This window comes from Fischerella sp. (assembly GCF_013388695.1).
Taxonomy (GTDB): Bacteria; Cyanobacteriota; Cyanobacteriia; order Cyanobacteriales; family Nostocaceae; genus PCC9605.
In genome coordinates this window covers 45,595-58,943 of the sequence record NZ_JACAEU010000103.1, presented here as the reverse complement: position 1 = coordinate 58,943, position 13,349 = coordinate 45,595, and the positions used below count along the sequence as shown (strand labels likewise).

The 13,349-nt window shown below is 43.2% G+C and carries 9 protein-coding genes and 1 pseudogene; 7 read left to right on the top strand and 3 right to left on the bottom strand.

Translation table 11 applies throughout. The annotated features are described in order from the left end of the window. Positions 1 to 369 precede the first annotated feature (369 nt). Positions 370 to 1,977, top strand: coding sequence for a hypothetical protein (locus HXY43_RS14120; protein WP_290883839.1), 1,608 nt, complete (start codon positions 370 to 372; stop codon positions 1,975 to 1,977). A 275-nt stretch (positions 1,978 to 2,252) separates the two neighbouring features. Here the strand turns inward: HXY43_RS14120 and HXY43_RS14115 are convergent, their stop codons facing one another. Beyond that, positions 2,253 to 3,065, bottom strand: a complete 813-nt coding sequence (locus HXY43_RS14115; protein WP_290883837.1) for a hypothetical protein — start codon at positions 3,063 to 3,065, stop codon at positions 2,253 to 2,255. A gap of 442 nt (positions 3,066 to 3,507) precedes the next feature. On the opposite strand from HXY43_RS14115, the gene HXY43_RS14110 reads away from it, so the two are divergent. Together HXY43_RS14110 and HXY43_RS14105 are read left to right on the top strand one after the other, a co-directional pair. Then, complete coding sequence (locus HXY43_RS14110; RefSeq protein ID WP_290883835.1) at positions 3,508 to 4,983, top strand: YcjF family protein; 1,476 nt, start codon at positions 3,508 to 3,510, stop codon at positions 4,981 to 4,983. Positions 4,984 to 5,104: 121 nt separating this feature from the next. Beyond that, positions 5,105 to 5,719, top strand: a complete 615-nt coding sequence (locus HXY43_RS14105) for a Uma2 family endonuclease (protein ID WP_290883833.1) — start codon at positions 5,105 to 5,107, stop codon at positions 5,717 to 5,719. 181 nt (positions 5,720 to 5,900) lie between these two features. Here the strand turns inward: HXY43_RS14105 and HXY43_RS14100 are convergent, their stop codons facing one another. After that, positions 5,901 to 7,391, bottom strand: a complete 1,491-nt coding sequence (locus tag HXY43_RS14100) for a cyclodeaminase/cyclohydrolase family protein (protein WP_290883832.1) — start codon at positions 7,389 to 7,391, stop codon at positions 5,901 to 5,903. Between the two features lie 145 nt (positions 7,392 to 7,536). Then, on the bottom strand, positions 7,537 to 7,923 hold the full coding sequence (locus HXY43_RS14095) for a DUF1016 N-terminal domain-containing protein (protein WP_290883831.1): 387 nt from the start codon (positions 7,921 to 7,923) through the stop codon (positions 7,537 to 7,539). A gap of 341 nt (positions 7,924 to 8,264) precedes the next feature. Between HXY43_RS14095 and deoC the strand changes: the two genes are divergently transcribed. The 4 genes and pseudogenes from deoC (at position 8,265) to HXY43_RS14075 (ending at position 13,238) form a co-directional block, all read left to right on the top strand. Further along, positions 8,265 to 8,945 (top strand): deoxyribose-phosphate aldolase, encoded by a 681-nt coding sequence (gene deoC / locus HXY43_RS14090; RefSeq protein ID WP_290883829.1) that lies wholly within the window; start codon positions 8,265 to 8,267, stop codon positions 8,943 to 8,945. A gap of 123 nt (positions 8,946 to 9,068) precedes the next feature. Next, positions 9,069 to 10,029: pseudogene (gene recO, locus HXY43_RS14085) on the top strand (DNA repair protein RecO). Continuing rightward, on the top strand, positions 10,016 to 11,632 hold the full coding sequence (locus tag HXY43_RS14080; protein ID WP_290883843.1) for an MFS transporter: 1,617 nt from the start codon (positions 10,016 to 10,018) through the stop codon (positions 11,630 to 11,632). The pseudogene recO and the gene HXY43_RS14080 overlap by 14 nt, the downstream one beginning before the upstream one ends. Positions 11,633 to 12,089: 457 nt before the next feature. Further along, on the top strand, positions 12,090 to 13,238 hold the full coding sequence (locus HXY43_RS14075) for a glycosyltransferase family 4 protein (protein WP_026734358.1): 1,149 nt from the start codon (positions 12,090 to 12,092) through the stop codon (positions 13,236 to 13,238). Positions 13,239 to 13,349: the final 111 nt, after the last annotated feature.

The window sequence follows — 13,349 nt, the reverse complement described above, 5'->3', positions numbered from 1 at the left end:
TTACCAAGAAATAAATTATCCCTTCTTGTGGAGTGGGCGTCTCGCCCGCCCTTGGTTATGGGCGGACAGGATGTCCACCCCACAAGAAAAATTGTATGTTTTTTTATTTGGAAGTCCCTAATCAGTTTTTAGGACGATCGGATAAATTGTATTGCTACGAGCAATTGTGTTAAGATGTAACGCCTTAAAATTACACAATTGCTCGTGAGAGCCGTCATTTGTTCAAAGTCATTTGTCCTTGGTTATTAATGACCAATGACTAATGACTAATGACGATCTTAACGAAAAAAGTGCAATGTGTAAGCGCAACATCTTAGTCAATTTTTCAATTGCTTGGATCGCTCGCAAAAATATTTTAAGGAGCTTGAAATGGACAGCTCTTTCCATATTGATGATGCTGCCTTAGCAGAACTTTTGAAACAGGCTTTCAGTGGCACTGACAGAACATCTGTACCTGTGACCTGTGTCGGTTCTACCTATGTAGCACTGCGTCGACAAGGAGTTTTATTGCGTGATTACTGGCTCGATAATGGAGAACTATTTAGCGCATTGAGCAGCACTATTATCCCAGTCCTCTCTCAACCTGATTTTAAAGGAGTGAATACTATCGAAATGTGCCTGACTCATGACTATCATCGTGTTACTCTACCAGAGTTTAAAAGTAAATTTCCAAACACTAAGATAGGTATTCGCGGCATTAAACTGCAATATGAATCGCACGTGGCTTTGTATAGCCCCACGCAAATGATTGCTTGTAACCTCACCTTCCAGCAGGTATTTGAGAGTTTTCTTGAGCTTGTGTCTATATCAGCACAAGCATTTGAGGAAAACGGGGGAATAATTGAGTCGTTCGAGGCAAAACAGGTACTAATTTCTCTTAATCACTCACCAAAAGTGGCGATCGTGTACCGGGGAAATCAGATTGTGCCATTGGAGACCATGTCGTATCAGACAATCTTAGATATGGCTCTTAGCATGGGAGAATGGCTGCTGCGAATGTGTGCTGAGGACGGACGCCTGATTGACAAATATTTGCCGAGCCAAGGCAAAGAATCAAATCGTTATAATATCACCCGCCAGTTTATGGCAACTCTGTGCCTAATTCGCTATGCCAAGTTTACAGGTCAGCCTGCTCATCTTGCCCTAGCCGATCGCAACCTTAATTACAATCTGACGCAGTACGAACATCAAGGCAAGGCTAAACTTGGCGCAGCAGCGATCGCTGCTATAGCGATTATGGAACATCCAGACGGCGATCGCTATCGTGAAATTTTCCAGAGGCTATGTCAGGAAATAGAAGCATTGTGGCAACCGGATAGATCTTTGGGCACTTCCCAGGAGTTCCCTAAACGTAAGCAGCAAAACTTATACCCAGGACTAACACTCCTGTTTCGCGCATCTCTCTACAAAGCTAATCGCGATCGGCAAATATTAGAGCAATGTTGCCGAAGCTTTTTGTACGATCGTGAGTGGCATTGGGCTAATCCTCATCCAGCTTTTATTCCGTGGTACAGCGAAGCCTGTGCACTGCTGTTCGATGAGACAGGCTACCGAATGTTCCGGAATTTTGTTTTTGAGATGAATGATTGGCTGCTACCGATGCAGCAGTGGGATAACCAGCAATACGTCGATGCGCGGGGTCGATTTTACGATCCTACACAACCAGAATACGGTTTACCCAATGCCGCTGCAACGGGAAGTTATCTACAAAGTCTAGTCAATGCTTATCGTTTGGCAGTGCAAAATGATGAGACAGAACGAGCCAGAGCCTATAAATTGGCAATCTGGCGCGGATTACGCAGCATTCGCCAGTTGCAATTTAAAGACGACGTGGATATGTTCTACATCCGGGAACGAGCAAAAGTTGAGGGCGCTGTCCGTAGGACTGTCTACGACAATACGATTCGCCTCGATAACGTCCAGCAAAGTCTGATGGCGATTCTCAAGCTTTGTCATCTACCAGAATTCACCAACTAAGCACCGCAACCGAGGAAAAGTTTTCGCTTGATTAAGCGGGGGGTAGATATCGCTGTTCTGATGGCGGAAATTACAGATACAGGATTACCATTTCTAACTTGAACTAGTCGATCAGTGTCCAGTGCGTCCCATCCGCCGTGGTTTGACTATAGCCACACCAGCAGGAATGCGAATGATTGCAAAGCCACAGGTAAAGCGTGTAAGTACGATAGTAGCAGTTTAAGCAACTAGGAGGGCATTGCCCTCCATACAGGTTGTCAATTGCACAACAATTGCTAGGGAACTACTTTGATTAAGCGAGAAACAGTCATGTCAATTAGCCTATCAAAAGAGGCTGGACTATGTCCTCCATGCTCTTGTCCAGCAGGACACAAATCTTCTTTTTTGGGTACAAATCCCCATTCAGCAGGAGAACAACCTATAAAAAAGTGTCTAATCATTTGAACCCGTGCCGTTGCCACAAATTCTCCCGCATTGTTATATGTTATGGGGCCACTGGCAATGAGGTATTGAGCAGAAGTAGGGGAAGGAGGTTCATCGGTGACTCCTGCATGTCCAAATTCTTTAATTACCTGTTGTGAATTTGATGGATCGCCAGAGTTAAATGTAACCTTGTTATTTGTGTAAATTTCTGATAGCTCAGGATATTTTTGTGAATCAGTTCGGAGTGTATATTTCGGCCCTGCTCCGACATGCGGGACAATCTTTGTATCATCTATCTTATAGGATTTAGGTAAGAAATATTGAGGGCCAATAAAAAAGGTAACTGATTCCCCTGGCTTAATAACTAATGGATTGGGAGGAGAGGAAGTTCCACCATAATAGGCTCCAAGAGTTGGATGGTATTCTGATGATGGATTTACTTCAAATGGTTGATCTTCTCTAGGCATGATGTCTAGAGCTTCGTAAACATCAATATCCAAGCAGTTCTTACTTGGATAGGCAGGACAACCTGTTATTGTCTGGGCTACAGCCTTTGAAGTTTTTGTTTGTCCCCAAGAATCCCAAGTAACAATTGCTGCTGTAATACTAGCAATGGCAATACAAGCAATAATCGCTGTCGTAATAAACGCGATAAGCTTTTTCATAAGTCAAACTCCAAGTTACGAAAAGCTTACAAGCAATCTCACCATTATTTGATTTTTTGCTCGGTGATAAGCTGATGTGCATTTAAGTTGCATAATCAGGGCGGGCGAGACGCCCACCCCACAAGAGTTTGATTTTTTTGAGAATGCAAATTAAATGCCTTTTAGCTTATTGCTAAGCTGAAATTGCAAATTACTACTGGTACTCCAGATGTAGCTTTTGCGATTACGCAATTTTTTATAAAACTTTACTTTTAGGTTGTTAAATACACGTAGAAAGTAAGGAATCGCGCAAACCTTGTTCTCCAAATTCTCGTATTGCCTAGGAGTAAATTTGACAAGCTTGATTTGGTAAAGAAAATTGTGCTGTATCGCTACTTCAATTTAGAGAAGCAAGGTTTTGATCTATTCTGGAGTAGAAATAATCCAAAAAGCGCGGTGAATCATGGTTGTGAAGTTGCAACGACCGATATTGGTGGGAGGTTTGGGACTTTCGTTTTCCCTGTGGATTTTACAAAGTTGGCACGATTCGATAGTGCAATTGGGTGAATATAGTGTATTGAGTTTGTTGTTAATTGGTGGCGGTTTGTTGTTATTAAAGCAAAATCGCGCCAAAGACAATTCACAAGTGCTAGATAGTTTGCCCGTAGATCGGGAAACTGTCGAAAGTGCGATCGCCAAAGCTGAAGTCGTGATTAATCATTTAGCAGGCGAAGCAGAAAATCATGTAGAGACGTTGCATGCAACGTCTCTACTGCGAGAAAAAATTCCCCAGTTGTACCAAGAGTTAGACAGGCAAGAAATTCATCTAGCTGTCACTGGCGGTAAATCGGTGGGTAAATCTACTTTGATTGAAGTTTTAAAGTCCAACTGGCAACCAGAAATACAGCGACAAGTCTATTTGCAAGAGACAGCGCCTTTATTTGCACAAGCAGGCGAAACATCAGATGCAACTGCGTTAACAAAAGCAAAGGCAACTGATTTTATTCTGTTCCTGACAAACGGCGATTTGACAGATACAGAATTTCAAACCATACAACAGCTAAAAGCAGAAAATCACCGCTTAATGCTGGTGTTCAACAAACAAGATCAGTATTTAGTAGATGAACGCGCTAGCGTTTTGCTGTCATTAAAACAGCGGATACAAGCAAATGTTGTGGCAACTGCGGCCTCTCCCGTTCCCGTTAAAGTCCGCAAGTACAACGATGATGGTTCTGTGCAAGAGTGGATGGAACAACCAGCGCCGGATATCCAGCAATTAACGCAGGATTTGGGCGAAATTTTGACACAGCAAGGACAGCAGCTGGTATGGGCAACGACGATGAGAAAGGCATTGTTGCTGAAAGCTGAAGCGAAAAACTACTTGAATGGAATAAGACGCGATCGCGCTAACCCAGTCATTGAACAATATCAATGGATAGCCGCCGCCGCCGCTTTCGCTAACCCAGTACCAGCCCTAGATATCCTGGCAACAGCAGCAATTAACGCCCAAATGATCGTCGATTTGGGTAATGTCTATCAGCAGAAATTTTCCCTAGAACAAGCAAAAACCGTAGCTGGGGAAATGGGGAGTTTAATGCTAAAACTGGGTTTAGTTGAACTTTCTAGTAAAGCTATTGGTACTGTTCTCAAGAGTCACGCTGTTACCTTTGTTGCTGGTGGTGCAGTCCAGGGTGTAAGTGCAGCCTATCTAACACGCTTAGCAGGGCTGAGCTTGATAGAATATTTCCAACAGCAGGAAGTAGCAGCAAATACTGCCACTGGCTTTAATGTTGAGAAATTAGGGCAAACCTTGCAAAAGGTATTTCAACAGAACCAGCAGGTTACATTTCTGCAAGGCTTTGTTAACCAAGGCGTAAAGCGTTTGTTACCAGAAGTTTCTGAGGGTGAACTAGTTGGTGCCCAGAAGGCGGTGGGATAATTTCGCAGATCGACAGATTTTGTAGCGGATGTAGCGGATGGAATGTGTTTGATTAGCATAGGTAATCATCCGTTACATCACCTTTAGCGCCAGAGTATTGCACAGAGGTAAGGGATGATCTATGTATGCACAGCACCAACATCTGACCTTAATGGAGTTTTTGGAATGGATTCCCACGGGAGGACGATACGAGCTACATGATGGGGATGTTGTAGAAATGGCACAGCCCTCTGGAAATCACGCAGCTGTAACTGGATACTTGATTCAACGATTAACAGTAGAGATTGACCGATTACAGCTGCCCTACTTCATTTCACAGCAGGTGATGGTATCACCAGATGGGTATCAGCGATGCTATCTACCCGATATCACCGTCATCAATTCTACTAAACTGGAGGCTGAGCCGTTCTGGGAGGAGCGTTCAACCCTGACGCTTGGGGCATCAATCCCTCTGGTTGTTGAGGTAGTTAGTACTAACTGGCGAGATGATTACTACACCAAGCGTGGTGCTTACGAGGGATTGAGTATAGCTGAATACTGGATTGTTGACCATCAAGCCCTGGGAGGAACTCAGGTTATTGGTAAGCCCAAACAGCCAACCATCTCAATTTACTCTTTAGTAGAAAGTGAATATCAAGTCAGCCAGTACAGGGGTACTGACCGGATCGTATCGCCAACATTCCCAGAGTTGAATGTGACTGTGCAACAAGTTTTTGAATCGCGATCGCGCTTTTAATTGCTGGTGCTTAAACTTGTCTAAACAACAGTATTTACCACTAAGTACAGCGTTTCATTAATTCGTAGCGAAATTATTTATGAAAAGACTCTGCGTGCCTCTACTGTGACTCTTCTACAGGCGTGCGTTTAAAAAAGCTACGATTTTACGCAAAGCTGTACTAAGTCTGATTACTCCTAAGCTATTTTTGCTCAATTTTGGACGCTACCAATTCTTTTACTTGCTCAAATAACTCTTGAGCTTGCCTGCGAGTGCTGGCAATTTTTTCTAAAAACTCCGCTTTTCTGTCTTCACTTAAAGATTGGGCATTAATAAGTATATTCCAAAGATTTGCTTCAATAGCTCCATAAAGAAGTGAACTGCCTGCGCCTACATCGCTAACAACAAATCGATTTGAGAACATAGCAGCATCTTTTGCTAAATGTAAACCTTCCAAAATGTTGGCGCAAGCATTGAGAGGCACTTCAATTGCTTTATTTGTTGCATCAGCAAGAGCTTTTTTTCTGGCGTTCTTCTCCTCGTCGGTTGACTTCGGCAAAGAAAGAGCAGACATATACTCGTTGAAGCATTCAATATCTTCAATCGCCGAATTTTTAGCAGATTCTAGCATTGCTTCCAGTTTGCTGCTGAGTGCAAATATATTGTTGGACTCGTCAATATCCTTTCGCTTGGAAGAGATCCGCAACGCCATCAGAAGCAGCCCAAAGCCCATGCTAGCACTTACGCACGCTACGGAGCCTCCTCCCGGAGTCGGGCGATCGCTTGCTGTTTGAGCGATGAACTTTTGTAGAGGGGTTTCCCAAAGGGAATCTGGACTGGGTTGTTGTTGAATTTCAATCGCCCTGATCAGGTTTTTCAAGATAAAGGCAGTCGTTACTGGCCCAACACCACCAGGAACGGGTGTATATGCTTGAAGAATTGTCGCAGTGGAAGTAACGTCTAAGTCTCCGCACAGTTTTCCGTCTAGTTCTGCAATTCCAGCATCAATAACCACTTGTCCCGGTTGCAAAATATTTCCATCTAACAATTTGGGCTTACCTGTTGCAGCCACTACTATTTCACAATCTTTCAGGGCATCTTTTAAGGAAGCAGTCTGAGTATGGCAGATTGTCACTGTTGCGCCTCGATTTACTAGCATCGACGCGAGAGGACGGCCAACAGTTCGCCCTCGCCCCACAATTGCGACTTTTTTACCTTTGATGGGACAATAGGTTTCTAATAGTTGAATGCAGGCTTGTGGTGTTGCAGGTAAGATGGCACTGTCTTCTTTACCGAGAGCGAGAAGACCCATATTATATGGATGTAGACCATCTACATCTTTGCATGGTTTCATTCTCAGTACAGCTTGTTCGCTGTCGATGTGAGATGGGAGGGGAAACTCCAAGATTATTCCATGTACGGATTGATCGTCAGCAAGCATCTGGAGGGTTTCATTCAAAGTTTCCTGACTGACATCTGGACTCAATTCGCTGTGAACAACTTCAATTCCCAAAGACGAGGCTGTTTTTTTCTTGGATTGAACGTAGCTGAGAACAGCGGGATCGGATGAACAGGAAACAACTGCCAGTTTCGGGTAAATGTTCGCTTCTTTGAGTTTGTTGACTTGAGTAGTAATTTCTTCTTTGATTGATTTGGCGATCGCATTTCCACGCAGTTCAATTGCAGATTGCACGAGAGTGTACCTCCAACAGTAAAGGGCTAGCAAAAGTAACTAAATTTCTCGTCAATAATATGACGTTTATCTTTCAATATCCACGCTACGACTCCACCCATGTTGGATTGTTTGTTGCACATACCACAGGCGTTCTGTTGGGTCTTTAACAGCATCTAAATATACGGACATTATGACCCCAAGGAATTTGTCGAACAAGCTGTTGGACAATTTGCTCTTCTGGATACGCCTCAGCAAAAGCTCTCATGTACATGAGATTAGTACGTGAAAAGCCTTTCATCTCTGGAAAAGCTTTTTGCAAATCCGCTGCAAGGCGGTTAATTACTTTTGCTCCCCAACCTTGCTGCTGCTGTCGCTGGAGAATGTCTCGTCCAATTTGCCAGTAAAGCAATGTTAGCTCTTTGTTGACTGCTAACGCTGCCCGCAGTTGAGCGTTGGAAATTTTAGTTTTTAATTCTAGCAGTAAGTCGTCATAACCAAGGATATCAGAGGCGCGGGTTTTTGATAGATCGGATTTACGGTCTTGAGGCATAAACCAGCAAATAGCAGCGAAAATATAGCGCTAATATACTTTAGTTTAAAGTCAGCAGTGTTGATTACATTTTGTAAAGAATAATGACAAGCGATCGCCATTCTATATTTTCATTTTTTGCTGGTTTACGAGTCGTACTTAACTCATTGTCATTTAGCCACTTATCTGCTTGATGTTAAGTAAATTACCTCACTATAATAATGTGTTATTTGTAGCTGTAACCAATAAAACTAAGCAATGGGTCTATGTTTAAGAGAAAATGCTAGGAATTGTGGATTAATTTATTAAAATAGTCTTAAATTTTTATAAAGGTTTATAATCAATTACTAGTAAGAGAGACGATGGCAGCAGAGTATCCAGACATTGATATTGCGCCATATATAGATCACACCCTGCTGATACCAACGGCTACAAGCGAGCAGGTTGAGCAATGGTGTGAAGAAGCAGAGAGATTTCAATTCGCAGCAGTTTGCGTATATCCAGTTTACGTGAGGCAAGCTGCCGAACTCCTCCACGGTAAAAAGCCGAAAGTTTGTACTGTGATTGGCTTTCCCACTGGAGCGACGACTTCAGCAGTTAAGCTGTACGAAGCCCAAGAAGCAGTAGAAAATGGCGCTACTGAGTTGGATGTAGTCATAAACTTAGGTTGGTTGATCGCTGGCAAAACTGATGAGGTGCATAAGGAAATCGCTGAAATTTGTGAGGAAACAGGGCAAACAGTAAAAGTAATTTTGGAAACCAATCTCCTGACGGATGCTCAGAAGCGACTAGCTGCGGAAATATGTATGGATGCAGGGGCGTCGTTTCTTAAAACCAGCACGGGTTGGAACGGAGGTGCAACAGTAGCGGATGTGCAACTTCTTTATGAAGTTGCCCGAGACAGAGCAGCAATTAAGGCATCAGGAGGTATTCGCACAATTGACCAAGCTCTAGACTTAATTATGGCTGGTGCTACGAGATTGGGCACTTCTCGCGGTGTCGATTTGCTAAGGCAGCGCGATACCCTGGAAAAGAGTAAGTAATCATTTGTCATCTGTCCTACCCTACGGGAAGCCGCCCGGAGGGTGTCTACGTCCTTTGTCCTTTGTAATGACCAATGACTAATGACTAATGACTAATGACTAATGATCAATGACTAATGACTAATGAGTAGAACTTATAAAGCAACTGGAATTAATTTGAAAACACAGGCTTTTGGCGAATCGGATCGGCTAGTGACAATTTTGACACAGGAGTTTGGTCTGATTCGGGCGATCGCACCTGGTTCTCGCAAGCATAACTCCAGCCTTGGTGGTAGGAGTGGGACGTTTGTAGTAAATGAATTATTGATTGCCAAAGGGCGATCGCTAGATAAAATTACGCAAGCACAAACAGTAAAATCTTATCCCGGTCTTGCTAAGGATTTGGTCAAATTGGCAGCTAGTCAGTACTTGGCAGAGATAGTACTGTGTCAGGCTTTAAGCGAACAACCTCAAACAGAACTGTATGAGTTACTTAACGAACATCTGAGACGCTTAGAAGCTTTACCCAGTGCAAACACGTATAGTGTAATGGCGCATCTGACACATGGACTATTTCAGCTTTTGGCTTTAGCTGGACTGACGCCGCAAGTACAGATGTGTTGTTTATCCGGACGCCCCTTAAAACCCGATTTTACAGACCCTAACTGGGTAGTAGGATTCAGTATTAGTGCTGGTGGAACGATTTGTTTAACAGCTTGGGAACACGTGAAGAAGGAGGGGGAGGTGGGGAGATGGGAAGGTGGGAAGAACCATCACCCCATCACCCCATCACCCCATCACCCCAACCCTAAGGTAAAGCATCCTACAAGTGTCTACACCCCATCACCCCAAAGCGTCGGCTACGAAACCATTATTCATCGCCAAGAAATACCGGTACTTTCCAAACGCCTGAATGCTCAAGAATTGAATATACTCCAGCAGCTGTCGCAATCAGAGATAATGCAAGATGCAGCCAGAGAAGATGACTGGTTATCTGTTGAGCAAATTTTGCGTCAGTATGCTCAGTATCAATTTGGTCGCCCCATTCGCTCTGCTGCCTTGATAGATTCTTATTTTGCTGCTAAACCATGATGCAACCGTCTGATTTGGATACAAAAATCCTGCCACTGTCACCAAGCCATGCCAAAAAACAGAATAGGGCATCAGCGCCTAAATTACAAAATCACCTAAGTGCAGTTCCCAAGTCAACACCCAGTAAAATCTATCCTCAAGAAATGTCTAAACAAGACTTTTCTAGAGATGAACAAAACTGGACACAGGAATCACCAACCAATGTTAAAAAATCTGACTCTAGTGAAGCAAAGGGTCTGACTTCGCCAGTAGTAACTGCTGCTGTACCGGAAAAAATGGCTCAAGAAAAGTCTGGTGCAGATGGCGGTGGAGCAGCATCAAGTGATATACAAGAACGTGGGTTTTGGCCTGTATTAAAAAACCCCAATTTTTTGGCTCTTTGGGGTGGTCAAGTTTTTTGCCAATTGGCAGATAAAGTGTATTTGGTGCTGATGATTGCCTTGATTAATTCTCATTTTCAGATGGGCGATCGCACGATTAGCGCTTGGGTATCAGCATTGATGATGGCTTTTACCATTCCCGCCGTACTGTTTGGTTCTTTGGCGGGTGCATTTGTAGACCGCTGGTCGAAAAAAATTGTACTAGTGGGAACGAATATTTGGCGGGGTATCCTAGTTTTGATTATTCCCCTGCTACTATGGCTAACTCAAAATTGGCAACCGATCGGAGTTTTGCCTGTGGGTTTTGTCATCATTCTGGGAGTAACTTTTCTAGTTTCAACACTGACACAGTTTTTTGCACCAGCAGAACAAGCAGCAATTCCCTTAGTAGTGAAAGACAAGCACTTACTTTCGGCAAATTCTCTTTACACAACAACAATGATGGCATCGGTGATTGTGGGATTTGCCATTGGTGAACCACTTTTGGCTGCGGCCGATCGCCTTTGGTTGCTACTTGGTGGAAACGACGGACTCGGAAAAGAAATAGTCGTGGGTGGTAGTTATGCGATCGCCGGACTGATTTTATTGCTCTTGGTCACAAACGAAAAACCCCATGCAGCCGAAAAAGAATCTCCACATATCTTTGCCGATCTGCGGGATGGATTGCGCTATTTAGGGAAAAATTATCGGCTTCGCAATGCCTTGATTCAGTTAATTATCTTATTTTCTGTATTTGCTGCCTTAACAGTTCTCGCCGTTCGCATGGCAGAAATAATTCCCAGCTTGAGGGCAGAACAATTCGGTTTCTTATTAGCATCTGGAGGTGTTGGCATTGCTGTTGGGGCAATGATGTTAGGTCTGTTCGGTCAACGCTTCTCCTATAGCCAATTGAGTCTACTTGGTAGTGTGGGTATGGTAGTATCCCTAATTGGTCTATCAGTCTTTACGCAACAGCTATGGATTGCCCTGCTACTAGTAATGCTTTTGGGAATCTTTGGGGCGTTAGTAGGAATACCAATGCAAACTGCGATTCAAACAGAAACACCTCCGGAAATGCGTGGTAAAGTGTTTGGTTTGCAGAACAATGTCATTAACATTGCTCTGAGTTTACCCTTAGCATTAGCAGGTGTAGCAGAAACCTTTGTGGGATTGCAGGCAGTATTTTTGGGATTGGCGGCGATCGTCTTTTTGGGTGGTCTATTAACCTGGTATGTTTCCATCCCGGATGAAAATTAATATATAGCTACGCTGTTTTCCATAGCTAAAACCTGAATAAAAATTTGAGCTATACCCTACCAGATCCAGATATCCAAATTGTTTTTATTGCCTTGGCATCATGATTGAGATATACACGAAAAAGAAATATTTCGTGGTAAGCTGATGTGGATGGTAAAATATTGCACAATTTCTGCCAGGTATCATTATCATGCCTGCAAGAGCTAGACGCAATTTCCAGCGTCTAGCCAGCTTGTTAGGAAATCATTCTTAAATTAACCACTGATAAATAAAATAAATTAAGTCATTTAATACATTGGTTTAGCAAAAAATTAAAATTTTTTGTTTGAAGTCGATACTGGCTGTATTTTATGATAAGCATTGGGTCAGAAAGTCCACATTGACAAAAAACAACAAAAAAAGACAAAAAGCTGATAGATTAAACCCGCTTTCCTATTTCCTAAATAGTTAATAAAGAATGCGTATAGCTTGGATCGGAAAAAAATCACCCTTTTGTGGCAACGTAACCTACAGTCGAGAAATTACAAATGCTTTATTAGAGCGGGGACACCAAGTTAGCTTCCTGCATTTTGCTCAAGAAGAAACCCAACTCGATAACTGGCCAAATTGTCCAGAAGTTCCCCTACCCTTCATTTACAAGTCCCAGGTTTACACTATTCCCACTTTCAAAGCGACTAAGGTCTTAACCCAGTCGCTGCGACGTATCAAACCCAATATAGTTCATGCTTCTCTCACCCTCTCTCCCTTGGACTTTGTTCTGCCAGAAATTTGTGAGGAGCTAAATTTGCCGCTAATTGCCACTTTCCACACACCATTTGCAGGTAAAGGGGCAAAGCTGGTATCGGGAACACAACTTTTGGCTTATCAACTCTACGCACCTTTTTTAGGTAATTACGATCGCGTGATTGTATTTTCCCAAATTCAACGCGAATTGTTGGCACGTATGGGTGTACGGTCAGAAAAGATTGCTGTCATTCCCAATGGTGTAGATGTTACTAAGTATTCTCCTGGTATCTCTCAAGTTAAAGCAGAATTTGATGCCGATCGCTTGTTTGTTTACCAAGGACGGTTAGCTCCAGAAAAAAACGTCGAACCCCTCCTCCGCGCTTGGAAGCAGGCAGATATGGGTTCAGAAAGCAAGTTGCTGATAGTTGGCAATGGCCCTTTGAAACCTTCTTTGGAACCGTTTTATAATTCTGAACACGGCATTCATTGGTTAGGATTTGTGGCTGATGAAAACCGCCGCATCGAAATTTTACGTGGTGCAGATGTATTTATATTACCTTCGCTAGTAGAAGGCTTATCTTTGTCTTTATTAGAAGCAATGGCCTGTGGAATAGCTTGTTTAGCAACTGATGTGGGTGCTGATGGAGAAGTATTAGAAAAAGGAGCAGGTGTAATTTTGAATCCGAAGACAGTGCGGCCCCAACTTAGAACCCTCTTGCCATTGTTCCGCGATCATCCTGAGTTAACAACCCTGCTAGGGCAGAAAGCCAGAAAGCGGGTGTTAGAACGCTACACCCTTAGCAGTAATATTACTCAATTGGAACTGCTATATGAAGAAGTGATCCGACAGCAGCGCGTACAGCTAAGTTGGGGAGCATAGAAGAAGATGGAGGGAGGGGGAGAGTGAGAGATGGGGAGATAGGGAGAAATCTTCACTCAATCACTTCATCACCCAATCCTCTTTTCTTTGTTACCTTGCTTTTTGCATAAG

What these genes read in the sequence shown, in the direction of transcription:
- HXY43_RS14120 (WP_290883839.1), top strand. Translation starts at nt 370, where the DNA reads ATGGACAGCTCTTTCCATATTGATGATGCTGCCTTAGCAGAACTTTTG.
- HXY43_RS14115 (WP_290883837.1), bottom strand. Translation starts at nt 3,065, where the DNA reads ATGAAAAAGCTTATCGCGTTTATTACGACAGCGATTATTGCTTGTATT.
- HXY43_RS14110 (WP_290883835.1), top strand. Translation starts at nt 3,508, where the DNA reads ATGGTTGTGAAGTTGCAACGACCGATATTGGTGGGAGGTTTGGGACTT.
- HXY43_RS14105 (WP_290883833.1), top strand. Translation starts at nt 5,105, where the DNA reads ATGTATGCACAGCACCAACATCTGACCTTAATGGAGTTTTTGGAATGG.
- HXY43_RS14095 (WP_290883831.1), bottom strand. Translation starts at nt 7,923, where the DNA reads ATGCCTCAAGACCGTAAATCCGATCTATCAAAAACCCGCGCCTCTGAT.
- deoC (WP_290883829.1), top strand. Translation starts at nt 8,265, where the DNA reads ATGGCAGCAGAGTATCCAGACATTGATATTGCGCCATATATAGATCAC.
- HXY43_RS14080 (WP_290883843.1), top strand. Translation starts at nt 10,016, where the DNA reads ATGCAACCGTCTGATTTGGATACAAAAATCCTGCCACTGTCACCAAGC.
- HXY43_RS14075 (WP_026734358.1), top strand. Translation starts at nt 12,090, where the DNA reads ATGCGTATAGCTTGGATCGGAAAAAAATCACCCTTTTGTGGCAACGTA.